Origin of the sequence: Pseudomonas sp. TAE6080, assembly GCF_018732265.1 — a bacterium.
Taxonomy (GTDB): Bacteria; Pseudomonadota; Gammaproteobacteria; order Pseudomonadales; family Pseudomonadaceae; genus Aquipseudomonas; species Aquipseudomonas brenneri.
Map to the genome: position 1 here is coordinate 38,682 of NZ_JAHIDY010000024.1, position 21,052 is coordinate 59,733.

The window sequence follows — 21,052 nt, forward strand, 5'->3', positions numbered from 1 at the left end:
TTTGCCGTCCCACAGTGGGCCGCATTCTCACTTATTTTCCAGGTCCAGGCCACAAACGCCGGTAAATGCTCCTACTGAGCCGCCGGCGCCCTGAGCTTTTCCAACACAGTTAGTGGAGAGATCACCTTGGTAGAGTACGTAGTTTCCCTCGATAAGCTCGGCGTCCATGATGTAGAGCATGTGGGGGGCAAGAACGCATCCCTCGGCGAGATGATCAGTAATCTTGCAGGCGCTGGTGTCTCGGTGCCCGGTGGTTTCGCCACCACGGCCCAGGCATACCGCGATTTCCTCGAACTGAGCGGTCTCAACGACCAGATCCACGCTGCCCTGGACGCGCTGGACGTCGATGATGTCAACGCCCTGGCCAAGACCGGCGCACAGATCCGTCAGTGGATCATGGAAGCCGAGTTCCCCGAGAAGCTCAACGCCGAAATCCGCACTGCCTTCGCCAGCCTGTCGGCCGGCAATCCGGACATGGCCGTCGCCGTGCGCTCCTCGGCCACCGCCGAAGACTTGCCCGACGCCTCCTTCGCCGGCCAGCAGGAAACCTTCCTGAACATTCGCGGCGTGGAAAACGTCATCCGCGCGGCCAAGGAGGTGTTTGCCTCGCTGTTCAACGATCGCGCCATTTCCTACCGTGTGCACCAGGGTTTCGACCACAAGCTGGTGGCCCTGTCTGCCGGTGTGCAGCGCATGGTGCGTTCGGAAACCGGTACCGCCGGCGTGATGTTCACCCTGGATACCGAGTCGGGCTTCCGTGACGTGGTGTTTATTACCGGCGCCTACGGCCTGGGCGAAACCGTCGTACAAGGCGCGGTCAACCCGGACGAGTTCTACGTCCACAAGCACACGCTTGAAGCCGGTCGCCCGGCGATCCTGCGCCGCAACCTGGGCAGCAAGGCCATCAAGATGATCTACGGCGACGAGGCCAAGGCCGGTCGCTCGGTGAAAACCGTTGATGTGGACAAGGCCGAGCGTGCCCGGTTCTGCCTCAGCGATGCTGAAGTCAGTGAATTGGCCAAGCAGGCGATGATCATCGAGAAGCACTACAAGTGCCCGATGGACATCGAATGGGCCAAGGATGGCGACGACGGCAAGCTGTACATCGTCCAGGCGCGTCCGGAAACCGTGAAGAGCCGTACGTCGGCCAATGTCATGGAACGCTACCTGTTGAAAGAAACCGGCACTGTGCTGGTGGAAGGCCGTGCCATCGGCCAGCGTATCGGCGCCGGCAAGGTGCGGATCATCAAGGACGTGTCCGAGATGGACAAGGTCCAGCCAGGCGACGTGCTGGTCTCTGACATGACCGATCCGGACTGGGAACCGGTGATGAAACGCGCCAGCGCCATCGTCACCAATCGTGGCGGGCGTACCTGCCACGCGGCGATCATCGCCCGTGAACTGGGGATCCCGGCAGTCGTCGGTTGCGGCAACGCTACCCAACTGCTCAAGGATGGCCAGGGCGTCACCGTATCCTGCGCCGAAGGCGATACCGGCTTCATCTTCGAAGGTGAGCTGGGCTTCGATATCAAGCAAAACTCCATCGATGCCATGCCTGACCTGCCGTTCAAGATCATGATGAACGTCGGCAATCCCGACCGCGCCTTCGACTTCGCGCAGTTGCCGAACGCTGGTGTGGGCCTGGCCCGCCTGGAGTTCATCATCAACCGCATGATCGGCGTGCACCCCAAGGCCCTGTTGAACTACGACGGCCTGCCGGTGGAAATCAAGGACAGCGTCGACAAGCGTATCGCCGGCTACAACGACCCTGTTGGCTTCTACGTCGAGAAGCTGGTGGAAGGCATCAGCACCCTGGCGGCGGCCTTCTGGCCGAAGAAAGTCATCGTGCGCCTGTCGGACTTCAAGTCCAACGAGTACGCGAACCTGATCGGCGGCAAGCTCTATGAGCCGGAAGAAGAAAACCCGATGCTGGGCTTCCGTGGCGCTTCGCGCTACATCAGCGAAGCGTTCCGTGACTGCTTCGAGCTCGAATGCCGTGCGCTCAAGCGTGTGCGCAACGAGATGGGCCTGACCAACGTCGAGATCATGGTGCCATTCGTGCGCACCCTGGGCGAAGCGAGCCAGGTGGTTGACCTGCTGGCCGAGAACGGCCTGTCCCGTGGCGAGAACGGCCTGCGCGTGATCATGATGTGCGAGTTGCCGTCCAACGCGATCCTGGCCGAGGAGTTCCTGGAGTTCTTCGATGGTTTCTCCATCGGTTCCAACGACCTGACCCAGCTGACCCTGGGCCTGGACCGCGATTCCGGGATCATCGCCCACCTGTTCGACGAGCGAAATCCTGCGGTCAAGAAGCTGCTGGCCAATGCCATCCAGGCCTGTAACAAGGCCGGGAAGTACATCGGTATCTGTGGCCAGGGCCCTTCCGATCACCCGGACCTGGCCAAATGGCTGATGGAACAGGGTATCGAAAGCGTTTCGTTGAACCCTGATTCCGTACTGGAAACCTGGTTCTTCCTGGCTGAAGGCCAAGCCTCGGCGTAATCGCCATTTGCCGGCCAGCCATTGTGGCTGGCCGGCATTTCTCATTCTGTACAGGGCGGAACTCCCTCCGGACGCCGCCCTTTTTTGTGCAAGAACATTATGCAAAGCAGCAGCAACCTGTTTCCCGTCGCCCTGATCAGCGCTGAACGTCGTGGCGACCTGAGTGAAGATGTCTATCGCCTCAAGCCTGGCAACAGTCCCGACAGCACCGTAGAGCTGGCGGTGACACGCCTGGGCCTGGCCGATGCCGCGCAAAGCCGTGGTGTCCCGGTGGTGCTGGTGCATGGCAGCTTCTCCAATCGACGCTTCTGGTATTCGCCCAAAGGCATTGGCCTGGGGGCATATCTGGCACGCCAGGGCTTTGATGTATGGATCCCGGAAATGCGTGGGCACGGGCTTTCCCGGCGCAACCAGGATTACGCCAAGAATCGTGTCGCCGACTATGCTCGATACGACTTGCCCGCCATCGCCGCCTTTGTGCGTGAGCAAAGTGGGCAGATCCCGCACTGGATCGGCCATTCGCTGGGTGGCACGACCTTGGCGGCAGCCTTGGGTGGCCAGTACCTGGGCGCGCCGGCGGTGGCATCGGTGGCACTGTTTGGCTGCCAGGTCAGTCGTACTTACTGGCCGTTGAAAATTCCGCCGGTGGAGTGGGGGGGCGCTTGATCCTGAAGCGCTTTGCCCAGCTCTCCGGCTCGCGGCTCAAGCGTGGCCCGGAAGACGAGCCCATTGGGTTGGCCCTGGAAAGCATGCGCTGGCACGGTTTGTTCGGGCGTTTTGGCGATGCCGAGCGCGATTGGTGGAAAGGTCTGGCTGAGGTCGATGTTCCGCTGCTGGCGGTAAGTGCCGCGGGTGACCATCAAGATCCGGACTGGGCCTGCCGCAAGCTGTTTGAGCAAGTGGGCAGCGAGCATCGTCAATACCTGTGTTTGGGGCGCCAGCAAGGGTTCAGCGGTGATTTCGGGCATGTCGAGATGCTGGTCAGTAAAGCCGCCCAGGCCGAAGTGTGGCCACTGGTGCCGCGTTGGCTGAAAGATCCACAGACACCCTTGGTGGGCGCGCAGGCGCAGGTGCTCGCGGCAGTCTGAGAAAAGGCTCTGAGACGGGCGTTTCGCTTGATGGGACTTGCGGCTAAGATATGACGCACGAGGCTGTTCTGGTCATATTCAGTCGCGCAGTGGTTATTGCGTTACAGGCTGGTGGGTCTGATCATTGCAGTCCTGCGAGGCGGCAGGTCTTAAAGAATGCCCGTTGCGATGCGTTTTCTTGATGTGGCTGTGGATGTTCGACACCTTCTTTCACCGACAGGAGTTTTTCGATGAACCATTACGTTACCCCCGACCTGTGTGACGCCTACCCGGACCTGGTGCAGGTGCTGGAGCCGATGTTCGCCAACTTTGGTGGTCGGGACTCCTTCGGTGGCCAGATCGTGACCGTCAAGTGCTTTGAGGACAACTCCCGGGTCAAGGAACAGGCCGAGCTGGACGGCACCGGTAAAGTGCTGGTGGTCGACGGTGGTGGTTCGCTGCGCTGCGCCTTGTTGGGCGACATGATCGCCGATCGAGCCGCAAAAAATGGCTGGGAAGGGTTGGTGATCTACGGCTGTGTACGGGACGTTGATGTCCTCGCCCAGACTGACCTCGGCGTGCAGGCCCTGGCCAGCCATCCGAAAAAGAGTCATCGCCAGGGTGTGGGTGACCTGGGCGGGGCTGTGACCTTTGCCGGCGTGACATTCCGTCCAGGCGAATATGTCTATGCCGATAACAATGGCGTGATTGTTTCGCCCAGCCCGCTGAAAATGCCTTAATAACCGCAGTAATTGACGGGGTGAGGATGTTCGAGGAAGAAAACGCGCAGTGGGGGCTGGTGCATGCCCTGGTGCTGGACGGTAAAGGCGGTGCGCGTTCGATTGCCCGGACTGAGCTTGATGACCTGCAATTGCAGCCTCAGGAAAGCCTGTGGCTGCATTGGGACCGCAGTCATCCCCAGACCCAGACCTGGCTGCGCAAATCCAGTGGCCTGAGCGAGTTCGCTTGTGACCTGCTGCTGGAGGAGAACACGCGACCACGGCTGTTGCCGTTGCCGGACGATGAGCTGCTACTGTTTCTGCGTGGGATCAACCTCAATCCGGGGGCGGAGCCGGAAGACATGGTGTCGGTGCGTATCTTTGCCTCGGCTGACCGGGTCATCTCCCTGCGGCTGCGGCCTTTACGCGCCACGGACGAGTTGCTGGTGCAACTGGCGGATGGAAAAGGTCCAAGGACTGCTTCCGAACTGATCCTGTGCATGGCGCAATACCTGACCAACAAAGTGCAGGATCTGGTCAGTGACCTGTCTGAAATCGTCGATATCGAAGAAGAAAAACTGGATACCGACGAACGGTATACCCCGGAGCATGGCAGTGTCCTGCAGATCCGTCGGCGTGCTGCCGCGCTCAAGCGATTTTTGGCACCGCAGCGCGATATTTTCGCGCAACTGACGCGCATAAAATTGCCCTGGTTTGTCGATAACGATGCCGACTATTGGAATGAATTGAACAACAGCCTGACCCGTTACCTGGAAGAGCTGGAACTGAGCCGGGAGCGCGTGGGGCTGGTTTTGGAGGCCGAGGATAGGCGTTTGAGCCTGCGCATGAGTCGCACTATGTATCGCTTCGGGATCATCACCGGGATCTTTTTGCCGATGAGTTTTCTGACCGGTTTGCTGGGGATCAACGTGGGGGGCATTCCGTTCTCCGAGAGCCCCTATGGCTTCGTGATTGCCTGCTTGTTGATGGTCTCGGTGGCCCTTGGGCAGTGGTGGTTGTTTCGACGTTTACGCTGGGTTTGACCTGAACGTGACCTGAACGGCGGGTGAGGTCATGTGACCCGATGAATTTTGCCCTCGTCTTTTAAATCACTTGCGAGAGGTCCCTATGCACGATCCGTTTGAACAGTCTTTGCGTGACATGCTTAACGCTTCGCCGTCCAACCGTGACGACGATGCTTGCCTGGGCCGCGTACTGAAAACCGCCAACCGCCAGGTAGGCGCGGGCGACCTGTTCGGTCTGCTCGGTCGCTGGCTGCCGGCACTGATGATGGCGCTGAACAACGGTTCGGCCCATGTATCACCTGTTTCTCGTCGTAAACCTATTGCTCGCACTGCTGATAAGGCTGATTGAATATGGAACTTGATCTCTGGACGCAGAGTCTGGTCACTGCAATGACTGCGTTGTGGACCAAGGTGGCGAATTTCATTCCCAACCTGTTTGGTGCGCTGGTGCTGGTATTGCTGGGCTTTGTCGTGGCCAAGCTGCTCGACACCCTGCTTTCCAAACTGCTCGCCAAGCTGGGCCTCGACCGCTTGATGGCCGGCACCGGATTGACCAAGCTGCTGGGGCGCGTCGGGCTGCAAGTGCCGATCTCGACGTTGATCGGCAAGATCGTCTATTGGTTTGTTTTGCTGATTTTTCTGGTTTCTGCGGCGCAATCCCTTGGACTTGAGCGAGTTTCAGCTACGCTCGACATGCTGGCGCTGTATTTGCCGAAAGTATTCGGCGGCGCGCTGGTGTTGCTGGTAGGGGTTTTGCTGGCGCAGTTGGCCAATGGCCTGGTACGCGGTGCTGCCGAAGGTGTCGGCCTGGACTATGCCGCAGGCCTGGGGCGAATTGCCCAGGGGTTGGTGATCATCATCAGTATTTCGGTGGCGATCAGCCAGTTGGAGGTCAAGACTGACCTGCTCAACCATGTGATTGTGATCGTTTTGATTACCGTTGGTCTGGCCGTTGCGCTGGCCATGGGTTTGGGAAGCCGGGGAATTGCCGGGCAGATTCTTGCGGGAATCTATGTGCGTGAGTTGTATCAGGTGGGGCAACACGTGCGTGTTGGCGAGGTCGAAGGGCAGATTGAAGAGATCGGTACGGTGAAGACTACGGTGCTGACCGATGATGGCGAACTAGTGTCGCTGTCCAATCGGGTTCTGCTGGAACAGCAGGTCAATAGCCGCTAACCCGGTAAACCCTGCTAATGTACGCCGCCGCAATCCTGGCTATCCAGGGTGTGGCGGACATTGACCTGACTGTCGGCACGACTTGTTTTGAATAAAGCCCAAACGCTGTCCACGCGCTATGACCCCCGTGAGCTCTCTGATGAGGAGTTGGTCGCGCGCTCGCACACGGAGCTGTTTCACGTAACACGCGCGTACGAAGAATTGATGCGCAGGTATCAACGCACTCTGTTCAACGTTTGTTCAAGATATTTAGGGAACGATCGTGATGCGGATGATGTCTGTCAGGAAGTGATGCTCAAGGTGTTGTATGGCCTGAAGAACTTCGAAGGTAAATCGAAGTTCAAAACCTGGCTCTACAGCATCACGTACAACGAGTGCATCACGCAGTATCGTAAGGAACGGCGAAAGCGTCGCTTGATGGACGCGTTGAGCCTGGACCCCCTTGAGGAGGCGTCTGAAGAAAAGACGCCGGCACCCGAGGAGAAGGGCGGGCTTGATCGCTGGTTGGTGCATGTGAACCCAATTGACCGGGAAATTCTGGTGCTACGATTTGTCGCAGAACTGGAATTTCAGGAAATTGCTGACATTATGCATATGGGTTTGAGTGCTACAAAAATGCGTTACAAACGTGCTCTTGATAAATTACGTGAGAAATTTGCGGGCAGTACTGAAACTTAGTTCGGTGCAAATATCTCTTACGTGTAGGCAAGTTCTGTTAGACTTGTCGCCGAGTTGTCCCCCGGTATGTGGGACTGCTTTACAATCACCAGATGGGGATTTAACGGATGAAACTGAAAAACACCTTGGGCTTGGCCATTGGTTCTCTTATTGCCGCTACTTCTTTCGGCGTTCTGGCACAAGGCCAAGGCGCAGTTGAAGGCGAGCTGTTCTACAAGAAGCAGTACAACGATAGCGTCAAGCACATCGAAGACGGCTTCAATCCTGGCGCTCGCATCGGTTACTTCCTGACCGACGACCTGTCCTTGAACTTGTCCTACGACAAAACCAACCACACCCGTTCGAACGACGGTACTGGCAACCAGAAGATCAAAGGTGATACCGGCAGCCTGACTGCTCAGTACCACTTCGGTCAGGCTGGCGTCGACTCCCTGCGTCCATACGTAGAAGGTGGTTTCGGTCACCAGAGCCGTACCAACGTACTGGCTGACGGTCACAGCGGTCGCGATCAGACCACTCAAGCCATCATCGGTACCGGTGTTAAGTACTACTTCACCAACAACCTGTACGCTCGTGCCGGTGTTGAAGCTGACTACGGTCTGGACAACGGCAAGTGGGATTACTCCGCACTGGTCGGCCTGGGCGTAAACTTCGGCGGTAACGCTGGCGCAGCCGCTCCAGCTCCTACCCCAGCACCAGCTCCAGAGCCAGTTCCAGAGCCAGAAGCTCCGGTTGCTCAGGTTGTTCGTGTTGAGCTGGACGTTAAGTTCGACTTCGACAAGGCCGTTGTTAAGCCTAACAGCTACGGCGACGTGAAAAACCTGGCCGACTTCATGGCTCAGTACCCAGCTACCAACGTAGAAGTTGCTGGTCACACTGACTCCGTCGGTCCAGACGCTTACAACCAGAAGCTGTCCCAGCGTCGTGCTGACGCTGTTAAGCAAGTCCTGGTTAAAGATGGCGTTGCTCCAAGCCGCGTCACCTCCGTAGGTTACGGCGAATCCCGCCCAGTTGCTGACAACGCAACTGAAGCTGGTCGTGCTGTTAACCGTCGCGTAGAAGCATCGGTTGAAGCTCAAGCTCAGTAATTACTGAGTGGTAGAAAAAAGCCCGGCTCTTGAGCCGGGCTTTTTTTCGCCTGCGATTTACCTCAGGCGCTGGCCAACAATGCAGCTTCAACCGCCGTTGCCGCCACGGCACCGATTACCAGGATAGCCGGGCTCTTCAAGGCGAATGCCTTGGCATCATCCTGCATGCACGCCAGGGAGCTGCGGCACTCACGCTGTTGGGGCAGCGAGGCATTCTCGATCATCGCCACTGGCATATCTGCAGCCATGCCACCGTCCAGCAACTGCCGGGCAATCTCTGAAAGCTTCGCCACGCCCATGTACACCACCAGTGTCGTGCCACCCTCGGCCAAGGCCCGCCAATTGAGGCTGCTGTCGTCCTGGGTATGGGCCGTGACCAGCGTTACGCCGCGACTGACCCCGCGCAGTGTCAGCGGTATATCGCAATGGGTCGCACCTGCCAGCCCGGCGGTGATGCCATTGACCAACTCCACGCTCACGCCTCGCTCCCTGAGCCAGGTCGCTTCTTCGCCGCCACGGCCAAAAATGCACGGATCACCGCCTTTGAGGCGCACCACACATTTACCCTGTCGCGCATAACGCAGCATCAAACGATGAATGAAATCCTGGGGTGTGGAGCGGCAGCCGCCGCGTTTGCCGACGGTAATCACCCGCGCGCTCGGGCAATGCTCAAGCACCGCCGGGTTGACCAGGTCATCTATCAACACCACATCGGCCTCGTGCAGGGCCCGTACCGCCTTGAGGGTCAACAGCTCCGGATCACCCGGCCCTGCGCCTACCAACCAGACTTTTGCGCTCATATTCATTGCCCTCACACACTGATTGCGATTGGCTGCGAGGTGCTCGCCAATAGCCGTTTGATTTCTGGCACGCATGAGCCACATTGCGTGCCGCAGCCCAGCTCCTGCTTCAGTCCATCCAGGCCCAGGCCGCGGCTGATGCCTGCACATATCGCGTGTTCACTGACGTTCTTGCAGTTGCAGAGGATTTTGTTGCTGCTCGTACCCGCACCGGGTGGCGCGCTTAGCGGGGCCAGCAGCCAGCGGCGCAGTTGCTCATCGGCCCGGCCTTCCAGCCACAGGCTTTGCAGCCAATGGCGGGCCAGGGTTTCGCCGGCCAGACGGATTGCGGTAATCCGGCCTTTCTCGATTTTTACCCGTTTGCCGATGGAGCGCCGTGGGTCGTCATAGGCCATGACCGGGCCGTCATTGAGGCCCAGCAATTGGTCGATGTTCTTGAGCAACTGCAGGTCCGGCGCCTCGGTATGGGCAGCACGCAGCAGCAGCGCCGGCCGCTCACGCCCGGTCAAGCTGAGGCTGACGTAGGCAAAGCGCTCGCACAAAGGACGCAAGGCCTCGAAGTGTTGCTGCACGTCACCTTCGATCAACGCAAACAGCTGCCAAGGCAATTGCACGGCTTCCAGGCGTACACCGCTGTGCTTGAGCTCGGGTTGTTTCGACAAGGGGTCGAATGCCGGCTGAGTCAGCAGGTTGACGCCGCCCTTGAGGAAGCGATCACCCCAGTGCATTGGCAAGAACGCCTGGCCGGGCCGCACGCTGTCATCACTGGTCACCGCCACAATCACATTGCCACGTCGGCTTTTCAGGCTCACCAGATCGCCCTCTTTGAAGCGGTGCCGGCGCAGTTCGTCCGGGTGCAGGCTGAGCAGTGCTTCGCTGACGTGACCGAACAGTTGCGCCGCCGTACCGGTGCGGCTCATGCCGTGCCATTGGTCGCGCAGCCGGCCGGTGATCAGGGTCAGTGGAAAGCGTGCATCACGTTGTTCTTTGGCAGCGCGATAAGGCTCGGCGATAAAGTGCGCACGGCCACTGTCAGTCGGGAATATACCGTTGGTGTACAGACGTGGCGTGCCGCTTTGCGCCTCGGCGGGAAACGGCCATTGCTGCGGGCCGATCCGGTCGAGCAGGGCATGGCTGATGCCTGACAGGTCCAAGTCCCGACCGCGTGTCAGCAGTTTGAACTCATCAAAAATCTGCGCCGGTTGCGCAAACGCAAACAGGCTCGGTAGGCCAGGTCGCAAACGTTGCTCCAGGCGCTGTGCGAAATCCACGGTAATCGCCCAGTCCGACCGCGCCTCACCCGGTGGGGCAATGGCCTGGCGTACGTGGGAAATGCGCCGCTCGGAATTGGTCACGGTGCCTTCTTTCTCGCCCCAACTGGCGGCGGGCAATAACAAGTCGGCAAAGGCTGCTGTTTCTGTGGTGCGGAAGGCTTCCTGCAACACCACGAATGGGCACGCGGCCAGGGCCTGGTGCACGTTGTTCTGGTCCGGCAACGATTGCGCTGGGTTGGTGCAGGCGATCCACAGCGCTTTGACCTTGCCGGCCTGTACCTGCTCGAACAGCTCGATGGCGGTCAAGCCGGTGCTCGATGGCAGTTGCTCAACCCCCCAGTAGGCGGCCACTTGTGCGCGGTGCTCGGGGTTGTTGGCATCACGATGGCCCGGCAGCAGGTTCGACAGGCTACCGGTTTCCCGGCCGCCCATGGCGTTGGGCTGGCCGGTCAGGGAAAACGGCCCGCAACCTGGGCGGCCAATGGTGCCGGTGGCCAGGTGCAGGTTGATCAGGGCGCTGTTTTTCGCACTACCGGCGGTGGACTGGTTAAGCCCCATGCACCACAGCGACAAAAAGCTCGCCGAGGTGCCAACCCACTGCGCACATTGGCGCAGTTGCTCGACGCTGATCCCGCACAATTGGGTGACCATCTGCGGCGTGTAGTCGTGGACCAGGCGTTTGAGTTCGACCAGGCCATCGGTATGAGCCTGGATAAAGTCGCGATCGATCCAGTCTTCCCACAGCAGCAGATGCAAAATCCCATGGAACAACGCGACGTCAGTACCCGGCAGGATTGCCAGGTGCATATCCGCCAGGTCACAGGTATCGGTGCGCCGTGGATCAATCACCAGCACTTTCATGTCCGGGCGGCGCGCCTTGGCCTCTTCCAGCCGGCGAAACAGTACCGGATGGGCGTAGGCCATATTACTGCCGACGATCATCACGCAATCGCTGGTCTCCAGGTCCTCATAGCTGCACGGCGGCGCATCGGCCCCCAGGCTACGCTTGTAGCCGACCACCGCCGAGGACATGCACAGCCGGGAATTGCTGTCGATATTATTGGTGCCCACCAGCGCCCGGGCGAGTTTGTTGAAGCTGTAGTAATCCTCGGTCAGCAGTTGCCCGGAGATATAGAACGCCACACTGTCAGGGCCGTGCTCGGCGATGGTGTCGGCGAACACCTGGGCGGCGTGGTCCAGGGCACTGTCCCAATCGGTACGGCCACGGGCCAGGCCTTTGCCCAGGCGCAATTCGGGGTACAGCGCTCGCGCTGCCAGGTCGCCAGTCAGGTGCAGGCTGGACCCCTTGCTGCACAGTTTGCCGAAGTTGGCTGGGTGCGTCGGATCGCCACTGACCCCGAGGATCTGTGTGCCATCATGCTCGATCAGCACGCCGCAGCCGACCCCGCAGTAGCAGCAGGTCGATGCGGTGGTCTGGCGCTCCATCAACCGGCGTCCCGCAGGGCCAGCATCACCCGGCCGTTTTCAACCCGGGCGTGGTGATGGTGGGCGCAACCGATATCCGGGGCCTGGGCTTCGCCGGATGCCAGGTCGATCTGCCAGTTGTGCAGCGGACACGCCACGCGTTTGCCATAGATCAACCCTTGGGACAGTGGCCCGCCTTTGTGCGGGCAGCGGTCGTCGAGGGCGAAGACTTCGTCGTCACTGGTACGAAAAATCGCGATTTCACCTTTCGGGCCACTGATGATGCGCGAGCCCAGGGCGTTGATTTCGTCGAGGGCGCAGATATCCAGCCAGTTCATAGCACTACCTCCAGCTGTTTGACGGCGATGGTGTCGAATTCCTTCTTCAGCAATGGCTGTTCCAGACGTTCTTTCCACGGGTCCTGTTCGAACGACAGGGAGAACTGCAAGCGCTCGTTCAGCGCCTGGCGCCGCGCCGGGTCTTCCAGCACGGCCTTCTTGATATGGTCCATGCCGACCCGCTGCATGTAGTGCACGGTGCGCTCCAGGTAGAAGGCTTCTTCGCGGTACAGCTGTAGGAAGGCGCCGTTGTATTCGCGCACCTCCTCGGCGGTCTTGAGCTTGACGAAGAACTCCGCGACTTCGGTCTTGATCCCACCGTTGCCACCGATATACATCTCCCAGCCCGAGTCGACGCCGATAATGCCCACGTCCTTGATCCCGGCTTCCGAGCAGTTGCGCGGGCAACCGGAGACTGCCAGCTTGACCTTGTGGGGCGACCACATATTGAACAGGTCATGTTCCAGCTCAATGCCCAACTGTGTGGAGTTCTGCGTGCCGAAGCGGCAGAACTCGCTACCTACGCAGGTCTTCACGGTACGGATGGATTTGCCATAGGCGTGCCCGGAAGGCATGTCGAGGTCTTTCCACACGCCGGGCAGGTCCTGTTTCTTGATGCCCAGCAAGTCGATGCGCTGCCCGCCGGTGACCTTGACCATCGGCACGTTGTACTTGTCGGCCACATCGGCAATCCGCCGCAGTTCGGAAGGATTGGTCACACCACCCCACATCCGCGGGACTACCGAGTAGGTGCCGTCTTTCTGAATGTTGGCGTGGGCCCGTTCGTTGATCAGGCGTGATTGCGGATCGTCCTTGGCTTCCCCCGGCCAGGTGGAGAGCAGGTAGTAGTTCAATGCCGGACGGCAAGTGGCGCAGCCGTTGGGGGTACGCCAGTTCAGGTAGCTCATGGTGTCGGCGATGGTCAGCAGGTGCTGGTCGCGGATCGCCTGGCGGATTTGCCCGTGGTTCAGGTCGCTGCACCCGCAGATGGCTTTTTCGCTCTTGGGTTTGACGTCAGCCGCACCGCCCACGGTGTTGATCAGGATCTGCTCCACCAGCCCGGCGCAGGAGCCGCAGGAACTGGCGGCCTTGGTGTGTTTTTTCACCTCATCGACGCTGAACAGGCCCTGCTCCTGGATCGCCTTGACGATGGTGCCCTTACACACGCCGTTGCAGCCGCAGACTTCGGCGCTGTCGGCCATGCTCATGGCTTTGTCCTGGCCTTGGTGGCCGACGTCGCCCAAGGCGTTTTCGCCGAACATCAGGTGGTCGCGGATCTCGCCAATGCCATGGTTCTCACGGATCTGCCGGAAATACCAACCGCCATCGGCGGTGTCGCCGTACAGGCAGGCGCCGACCAAGATGTCGTCCTTGATCACCAGCTTTTTGTAGACGCCGCCAATCGGGTCGGAAAGGGTGATGGTTTCGGTGCCTTCGCCGCCCATGAAGTCGCCAGCGGAAAACAGGTCGATGCCGGTGACTTTCAGCTTGGTCGAGGTCACCGAGCCTTTGTACGTAGCAAACCCCAGCTGGGCCAGGTGGTTGGCGCAGACCTTGGCCTGCTCGAACAGCGGAGCCACCAGGCCGTAGGCAATCCCGCGGTGGCTGGCACATTCGCCGATGGCATAGATGCGTGGGTCGTAGGTTTGCATCGTGTCGTTGACCAGGATTCCACGGTTGCATGGGATGCCGGACTTTTCCGCCAGTTCGGTGTTGGGGCGGATACCGGCGGCCATCACCACCAGGTCGGCGGGAATCACGTCGCCGTTTTTGAACTGCACCGAACCCACACGGCCATTGCCGGCATCGTGCAAGGCCTGGGTCTGTTCGCACAGGCGAAACACCAGGCCGCGGCTTTCCAGTTCGGTTTGCAGCAACTGGCCACTGGTCTTGTCCAGTTGCCGCTCCAGCAGCCATTCGCCGATATGCACCACGGTGACGTGCATGCCGCGCAGCATCAGGCCGTTGGCCGCTTCCAGGCCGAGCAGGCCGCCACCGATGACCACGGCATGCTTGTGGGTCTTGGCGGTGTCGATCATGGCTTGGGTGTCGGCGATATCGCGGTAGCCAATAACGCCCTGCAAGGTATTGCCAGGGATCGGCAGAATGAACGGGGTCGAGCCGGTGGCGATCAGCAGGCGATCGTACTCGGCCTCGGTGCCGTCTTCGGCGATGACTTTGCGTTTGACCCGGTCGATCTGCACCACCTTGCGGTTGAGCAGCAACTTGATGTTGTTTTGCAGGTACCAATCGAGGTCGTTGAGCACGATCTCTTCGAACGTCTGCTCACCGGCCAGCACCGGCGACAGCAGGATGCGGTTGTAGTTGGTGTGGGGCTCGGCGCCAAAGACCGTAATGTCGTACAGCTCGGTGCTCAGTTTCAGCAGTTCTTCAAGGGTGCGAACCCCGGCCATGCCGTTGCCGATCATCACCAGTTTGAGTTTCTTCATGTCGTTCTCCGCAATGGCTCGACAAATCACGCGCAAACAAAAAAGGCGTCCCGCTAGTTGCCTAGCGAGGACGCCTTTGTCCTGGTCCCGTTCTCTCGGGAAAGCCCCACCTTCGTCGTTGAAGGGTGGGCTGTATGTGGGGTGTTGCAGGAGCTAATGCAGTGGTTGTGCCAACTCGTGAAAAGCCGGATTTACTGAGGTTCTGGTGGATACCACAAGGCTTTTTCGCACCATTTAAAGGCGCGACGCCCACAACTGGCGCGTCTGCCTCCTACAGGGATAACAGATATAGCAGCACCAGATTGATCAGCAGCGACACCAGCGCCAGGGTTTGCCAGACCTTGAGTGGCTCGCGCTCCAGCAGCGGCCTGGGGCGCAGGCTCAGCTCGCGGCGGTCGGCCTGTTCCAGTACCAGCAGCCATTCCTCGGCGGTTTCGTAACGCTGATTCGGTTGTGCCGCCACCGAGCGTTCCAGGCTTTGCTGCAACCAGTCGGGCAGGTCCGGTCGATACCGACTGGCGCTGACCGGCGTGTTGAACCGGGGCCGTTGGAAGGCTTCGATTTCACCGTAGGGGTAGTGCCCGGTCAGCAGGTAATACAGGCTCACACCGACACTGTACAAATCCTGCTGCGGGGTCGGACGTTCACCACTAAAGGCTTCAGGCGCGATAAAGCTGGGGGTGCCGGGTAGCAGATGAGCGCGGTCTTCGGATAACCCAGGGCAATAGGCCAGGCCAAAGTCCAGCACCCGCAATTCACCGTCGTCCCCCAGCAGCAGGTTTTCCGGTTTGATGTCGCGGTGCAGGATCTGCCGGCGATGCAGCATGCCCACCGCGCGCAGCAAACGCTCGGCGATGGACTGCCATTGCGCCAGCGGCAACGGGCCCTGGTGCTGGAACAGGGCGGCCAGGGTCTGCCCGCTGTATTCGCGCATCACATAGTACAAGTGCTGGCGCCCGCCGGCCGGATGGACTTCAGGAAACGCCCGTCCGGCCACCCGGCGCAGAAACCACTCCTCCGAAAGCAGTGCCTGGGCGGCGTCGTTGTCATCATCGTGGCCAGGGGGCAGGGTTTTCAGCAGCCAGGGTTGCTGCTGGGTATCGCGTACCCGGTACAGCAACGACTGCCGACTTTGCGTCAGCACACTTTCCACCTGCCAGCCTTCAAAGGATTGCCCAGCCTTCAGGGGCGGCGGCAATGGCCATTGCTGCAACTGCACCAGCGCATCGCCCAGGGTCGCCGCGCCGAGCTGGTCAATGCGCACCAGTAAGGCGCTGGCATTGTCCTGGCTACCTGCCAGGTGGGCGGCACTGACCAGCGTATTCACGGCAAGGTTAAGGTCAGCCTGTTCGCGCAGGATCGCACGGATGCTGTGATCGGCCAGGGTCGACCACACACCATCGCTGAGCAGCAGGAAACATTCGCCCTGGCGCAGTTCACCGTCGAGAAAGTCCACCACCAGATGCTGATCCAGGCCCAGGGCGCGCTTGAGCACATGCTGCATGCCCGGTTGCTCCCAGACATGCTCTTGAGTGATGCGCTGCAACTCGCCATCGAACCAGCGATACACCCGGCAGTCGCCGACGTGGGCCAGGGTAAAGCGCTGGCCACGAAACACCACGGCGCTGAGGGTGGTCAACAACGGCTGGCCGCCACCATTGGCCTGCAGCCAGCGGTTCTGGGCCAGCAACAGCCGGTCCAGGGCCTGGGCCACGCTCCAGGTCTGCGGCGTGGCGTAGTAGTCCAGGGCCAGGGCCTGCAAGGTAGAGCGCGCGGCCAGGCCACCGTCGGCACATTGGCTGACGCCGTCGGCGATAGCACACAGGTAGCCTTTGCTCGCGGCCAGCTCCAGGGCCGGGGTGACCAGGCGCAGGGCGTCCTGGTTTTCCTCCCGTGGCCCGATGGCGCTGGCCTGGGCAAAGCTCAGTTGCAGGCTCATCAGACCCGCGCTGCGGTGACGGCAGCCGAACCCCAAGTGGTTCTCCAGCGCCGCTTCACGCCATACAGGCCGAACCACGCCAGCACGCCCAGGCTGGCGAACAGCCACAATGCCAACTGGTAGCTACCGGTGCTTTGCTTGATTGCGCCCATGCCCGCTGCCAGGGCGAAGCCGCCGATGCCGCCGGCCATGCCGATCAGCCCGGTCATCACGCCAATCTCCCGGCGAAAGCGCTGCGGTACCAGTTGGAATACCGCGCCGTTACCAGCCCCGAGGCCGAGCATGGTGCATACGAACAGCGCCAGTGCGGCGTAGGAACTGGGCAGGTTGAAACCCACCGCGGCGATGCACACGGCTGCCACGGCGTACATGCCCAGCAGTGTGCGGATCCCGCCGAAACGGTCGGCCAGGGCGCCGCCCAGAGGGCGCATCAGGCTACCGCCGAACACGCAGGCGGCGGTGTAGTAACCGGCGGTGACCGGGCTCAGGCCATATTGGTCGTTGAAGTAGCCGGGCAGGGCGCTGGCCAGGCCGATAAAACCGCCGAAGGTCACGCTGTAGAAGAACATGAACCACCAACTGTCGCGGTCACCCAGGGCCTTGAAATAGTCGGCCATGGATTTGGCTTTTGGCCGTTCAGGGGCGTTGCGCGCCAGCCAGGCGAAAACGATCAGGGTCAGGATCAGCGGGATCAGGGCAAAGCCGAACACATTGCTCCAGCCAAATGCGGCGGCGATCAACGGCGCCAGCAGCGCGGCAAACACGGTGCCGGAGTTGCCGGCCCCGGCGATGCCCATGGCCTTGCCCTGGTGCTCGGCGGGGTACCACTGGGACGCCAACGGCAGGGCAACGGCAAACGAGGCCCCGGCCATGCCGAGGAACAGCCCCAGCAGCAGCGCCTGTTCATAGCTGTGGATCCCCAGTTTCCAGGCAAAGAACAGCGCCACAATCACGATCACCTGGCCAATCAGCCCGGCGGTCTTGGGCGACAGCTTGTCGGCCAGCATGCCCATCAAGAAGCGCAGGATCGCCCCCGCCAGGATCGGCGTGGCGACCATCAGCCCGCGTTGCTGGGTGGTCAGTTGCAGGTCGGCGGCGATCTGTACCGCCAGCGGGCCCAATAGGTACCAGACCATGAAACTCAGGTCGAAATACAAGAACGCGGCAAACAGGGTCGGGGTGTGCCCGGATTTCCAGAAGCTTGATTTCATCACGCACCTCACGATTGGGGATCTTGTAGAAGGCCTGGTGATGGAACGGCCAGCAAAAGCCGCCCCACCAAAACGAAAAAACGCCGCCACCGGGTTTGTGTATGCAAACCGGATGTGCGACGTCTTTGTCGTGGAGGGGCAACCGCCGTTGGCTACCTGTGATGTTTACATAGCAAGTCTTGCGCCAACCGTGACACCGCTATCTCAGCCCAACAACTCACTCATGGCAATAATCTGCTCGGCCACCTGGATCAGCTTCTGCTGGCGGCTCATGGCCTGGCGGCGCATCAGGGTGTAGGCCTGTTCCTCATTGCAGTCTTTCATTTTCATCAACAGGCCCTTGGCCAGCTCGATGCGCTTGCGTTCCGCCAGTTGCTGGTCGCGGGCTATGAGCTGCGCGCGCAAGGCCTGGTCGCTCTCGAAACGGGCCATGGCTACATCGAGGATCGGTTGCAGGCGCTGGGCCTGGATGCCTTCGACGATATAGGCGCTGACCCCGGACTTGATCGCCTGGCGCATCACGCCAGGGTCATGTTCGTCGGTAAACATCACGATGGGCCGGGGCTGGTCGCGACTGACCAGCACCACTTGCTCCATCACATCGCGGCCGGGTGACTCGGTATCGATCAGAATCACGTCCGGGCGCACCGTTTCGACGCGCGCCGGCAGGTCGATGATCAGGCCGGACTCGTCGATCACCTCAAAGCCGGCCTCGGTCAGCGCGCTCTTGAGACGTCCGACTTTGCGCGGGGTGTCATTGATCAGCAGGATTCGCAACATGGGTCGGTCTCCCATCAGCGCAAGGCGTGGCGGACGACATCGTCGGCCAGGGCATGCAGGTGGAAGCTGCGGGCATAGGCGGCCGGGTCCGAGCCATCCCAGACCTTGCCGTCGATCAATTGGCTGCTGCGCATTTCCTCGCCCCAGGCGGCGACGCCCACGGCTGTCGCGGCCTGGCGATAGATATCCAGTTGTTGCACCTGGCGAGCAACGGCAAGGTAGTCGGGGTCTTCACGCAGCAGGCCCCAGCGGCGAAATTGGGTCATGAACCACATGCCGTCGGACAGATAGGGCAAGTTGACCTCGCCACCCGCGTGGAAGCGCAGTGCGTGGGCGTCCTGCCAGTGATTGCCCAAGCCGTCGTCATACAGGCCCAGCAGGCGCGGCTCGATGCAGTCGAGTGGGGCGTCCAGGTAGTCCCCGGCACTGAGCAGTTGCGCCGTGGAGCGGCGGTTCTCGATGCTGTCGTCGATAAAACGGCTGGCCTCCAGAACCGCCATCACCAGCACGCGAGCGGTGTTGGGGTATTGCTCGACAAACGCCTGGGTACACCCCAGGACTTTTTCCGGGTGATCCGGCCAGATTGCCTGGCTGGTGGCGAGGGTAAAGCCCTGTTTCTGCTGCACCGCACTGGCGCACCAGGGCTCGCCGACGCACAGGCCGTCGATCCGCCCGGCTTGCAGGTGCGCGACCATTTGCGGCGGTGGGACCACTACACTTTCGACATCGCGCAGCGGATGAATGCCCTGGCTGGCCAGCCAGTAATACAACCACATGGCGTGGGTGCCGGTAGGAAACGTCTGAGCGAAGGTGAGTTTTGTTCGGCTTTGGTGCACCTTGCGCTCAAGTGCCTCAGGACTGGTCACGCCCTGTAGTTGCAGGCCCTGGGACAGGTTGATGCCTTGGCCGTTCTGGTTCAGGCCCATCAGCACCGCCATGTCGGTCGCAGCGACCCCGCCGATGCCCAGGTGGACCGCATAGATCAGGCCGTACAGGCTGTGGGCGGCGTCCAGTTCGCCGCTGACCAGCTTGTCCCGCAGGCCGGCCCAGGACGACTGGCGCTTGAGGTTCAATGTCAGGCCGTAGGGTTGGGCAAACCCCTGTGTCGCCGCGACCACCAGCGAGGCGCAGTCGCTCAGGGCCATGAAGCCCAGGTCGAGGCTGCTCTTTTCCGGGGCATCGCTGCCGTTGACCCAGGCCAGGGCATTGGTTGCCTGGCTGTTGCCGACCTGATCACTCATCAACACCTACCTTCTGTGTGAAAAAAGGCGTCGTTCCGTAGGGTGGCTTGCAAGCCTCCTGCCGGTAACGACGCCTTTGTCTTTGCGCCCGTTCCGTCGTTGGTGCGGGCCGCCATAGACAAGGCAAAGCAAGGCACATGCCACGGCGTGCAGGCGGGCGCCGGATGATCAGGTTTTCATCAAGATTGCGCTACGGGGGCCTTTCACTATGGCGCTCCTTCATGCAAGACCATTCAGGAATCCCCCGCGTGCTCCTTGACCGATATACCGCAGCGACCTGCCGGGCCTTTTTGCAGCGCTGGTTGCTTGGCGGGCTGTTGCTGCTCAATGCCCTGCCTGCGGCGGGCGAGTCCTATCTGATGTGGAGCGAGAGCCTGCAGGGCTTCTTTTCCCGGCTCGCGGTGCCCCTGGGCCAGCCCATCGTCGTCAGCAAGCTGGCGGCGGGTAAGCGTATTACCGGGCAGTTTGATTTTGCCGACCCGCAAGCGGTCCTGGAGACCGTGGCCTTGCAGCACGAACTGATCTGGTACAGCGACGGCCAGGTGCTGCATCTCTACGACGCCGGCGAGGCCAAGAGCTCCGGGGTGACCTTGCGGTACATGACTGTCGACCGGTTGCGCAAAGTCATGCGGCGCTCGGGACTCGACGAGGCGCGCTACCCCATTCGCAAGGCCGGTCCTCGATTGTTTTATGTGTCCGGGCCCGCCAATTATGTCGATCACGTATTGCGCCTGGCCCAGCTCATGGATCGCCAGCGTCCAGCGCGCCGGCAGGCGTTGCCCAGCGTCGGTGTTGTCCAGGTGCTTAATGCCGACGTCGCGGACCACCAGTACGACAGGGGGGCGCAAACGATCACCGTGCCCGGCATGGCGACGATGGTCGAGCGGCGGCTTGCCGAACTGGGGCGCAAGGCCGGCGCTGGCGCAGCGGTAATCGCCTACCCGCAGCTCAACAGCCTGTTGATCAAGGGCAGTGAACAGCAGTTGAAACTTATCAAAACGCTGGTGACTGAGCTGGATAACCCTGCGCCTGCCGTAGAGCTTTCCAGGCACAGGCATGAGGTTGGTGGTTTTAAGGTTGGCTTGGCTGATGTCGCTTCGACACCCCTGAGCGCCGATCAATACGAGCGCGTACGGCGTGCATTTGCTCGCGTAGCCGAGCAGTGAAGAGGGCTGCTGTGAAGGCTTCGAAAGTTCCTACGCGGTACTCCTGGAAAACCTGGAAGTTCCGGGCTTTTTCCTAACGTTAAATTGGCTGCGGGTTTCTATAGTCGCAACACTTCCCAGGTGGGTGCTGCTGAAATCAAGGAGCCGTGAATGTCAGACAGGTACAGAGGTTT

The 21,052-nt window shown here is 60.7% G+C and carries 16 protein-coding genes and 1 pseudogene; 9 read left to right on the forward strand and 8 right to left on the reverse strand.

Going from position 1 to position 21,052, the window contains the following annotated elements; genetic code table 11:
- Nucleotides 1–126: 126 nt before the first annotated feature.
- The 8 genes and pseudogenes from ppsA (at nt 127) to KL786_RS18280 (ending at nt 8,255) form a co-directional block, all read left to right on the forward strand.
- Entirely contained in the window at nt 127–2,502 is a 2,376-nt protein-coding gene (gene ppsA / locus KL786_RS18245; protein WP_215518496.1) for a phosphoenolpyruvate synthase, read from the forward strand.
- Nucleotides 2,503–2,601: 99 nt separating this feature from the next.
- Nucleotides 2,602–3,590, forward strand: a pseudogene (locus tag KL786_RS18250) (alpha/beta fold hydrolase).
- A gap of 230 nt (nt 3,591–3,820) precedes the next feature.
- Nucleotides 3,821–4,309, forward strand: a complete 489-nt coding sequence (gene rraA, locus KL786_RS18255; protein ID WP_215518497.1) for a ribonuclease E activity regulator RraA — start codon at nt 3,821–3,823, stop codon at nt 4,307–4,309.
- Nucleotides 4,310–4,335: 26 nt separating this feature from the next.
- Nucleotides 4,336–5,331, forward strand: a complete 996-nt coding sequence (gene cmaX / locus KL786_RS18260; RefSeq protein ID WP_215518498.1) for a divalent cation transporter CmaX — start codon at nt 4,336–4,338, stop codon at nt 5,329–5,331.
- 85 nt (nt 5,332–5,416) lie between these two features.
- A complete protein-coding gene (locus tag KL786_RS18265; RefSeq protein ID WP_029298275.1) occupies nt 5,417–5,662 on the forward strand; it encodes a hypothetical protein in 246 nt (81 codons plus the stop codon).
- A gap of 2 nt (nt 5,663–5,664) precedes the next feature.
- Complete coding sequence (locus KL786_RS18270; RefSeq protein WP_032863385.1) at nt 5,665–6,489, forward strand: mechanosensitive ion channel family protein; 825 nt, start codon at nt 5,665–5,667, stop codon at nt 6,487–6,489.
- Between the two features lie 87 nt (nt 6,490–6,576).
- Entirely contained in the window at nt 6,577–7,167 is a 591-nt protein-coding gene (sigX, locus tag KL786_RS18275) for an RNA polymerase sigma factor SigX (RefSeq protein ID WP_032863384.1), read from the forward strand.
- Between the two features lie 107 nt (nt 7,168–7,274).
- Complete coding sequence (locus tag KL786_RS18280; protein ID WP_215518499.1) at nt 7,275–8,255, forward strand: OmpA family protein; 981 nt, start codon at nt 7,275–7,277, stop codon at nt 8,253–8,255.
- 62 nt (nt 8,256–8,317) lie between these two features.
- Here KL786_RS18280 and cobA read toward each other — a convergent pair whose 3' ends face one another.
- From cobA to KL786_RS18320, 8 genes are all read right to left on the reverse strand, one after another.
- Complete coding sequence (gene cobA / locus KL786_RS18285; RefSeq protein ID WP_215518500.1) at nt 8,318–9,055, reverse strand: uroporphyrinogen-III C-methyltransferase; 738 nt, start codon at nt 9,053–9,055, stop codon at nt 8,318–8,320.
- Nucleotides 9,056–9,066: 11 nt separating this feature from the next.
- Nucleotides 9,067–11,775, reverse strand: a complete 2,709-nt coding sequence (locus tag KL786_RS18290; protein ID WP_215518501.1) for a nitrate reductase — start codon at nt 11,773–11,775, stop codon at nt 9,067–9,069.
- Nucleotides 11,775–12,092 (reverse strand): nitrite reductase small subunit NirD, encoded by a 318-nt coding sequence (gene nirD / locus KL786_RS18295; protein WP_032863380.1) that lies wholly within the window; start codon nt 12,090–12,092, stop codon nt 11,775–11,777. The genes KL786_RS18290 and nirD overlap by 1 nt, the downstream gene beginning before the upstream one ends.
- The gene (nirB, locus tag KL786_RS18300) at nt 12,089–14,542 is read right to left on the reverse strand and encodes a nitrite reductase large subunit NirB (protein ID WP_215518502.1); all 2,454 of its coding nucleotides are present in this window, start codon (nt 14,540–14,542) and stop codon (nt 12,089–12,091) included. The genes nirD and nirB overlap by 4 nt, the downstream gene beginning before the upstream one ends.
- Before the next feature lie 271 nt (nt 14,543–14,813).
- Nucleotides 14,814–16,481 (reverse strand): bifunctional protein-serine/threonine kinase/phosphatase, encoded by a 1,668-nt coding sequence (locus KL786_RS18305; protein ID WP_215518525.1) that lies wholly within the window; start codon nt 16,479–16,481, stop codon nt 14,814–14,816.
- Nucleotides 16,481–17,692: a nitrate/nitrite transporter gene (locus tag KL786_RS18310; protein WP_070995172.1), complete on the reverse strand. Its 1,212-nt coding sequence runs from the start codon at nt 17,690–17,692 to the stop codon at nt 16,481–16,483. The genes KL786_RS18305 and KL786_RS18310 overlap by 1 nt, the downstream gene beginning before the upstream one ends.
- Nucleotides 17,693–17,896: 204 nt before the next feature.
- Complete coding sequence (locus tag KL786_RS18315) at nt 17,897–18,472, reverse strand: ANTAR domain-containing response regulator (protein WP_032863377.1); 576 nt, start codon at nt 18,470–18,472, stop codon at nt 17,897–17,899.
- A gap of 14 nt (nt 18,473–18,486) precedes the next feature.
- Complete coding sequence (locus KL786_RS18320; protein WP_215518503.1) at nt 18,487–19,713, reverse strand: CmpA/NrtA family ABC transporter substrate-binding protein; 1,227 nt, start codon at nt 19,711–19,713, stop codon at nt 18,487–18,489.
- A 248-nt stretch (nt 19,714–19,961) separates the two neighbouring features.
- On the opposite strand from KL786_RS18320, the gene KL786_RS29965 reads away from it, so the two are divergent.
- Complete coding sequence (locus KL786_RS29965; protein WP_353844675.1) at nt 19,962–20,879, forward strand: secretin N-terminal domain-containing protein; 918 nt, start codon at nt 19,962–19,964, stop codon at nt 20,877–20,879.
- The last annotated feature ends 173 nt before the right edge of the window (nt 20,880–21,052 follow it).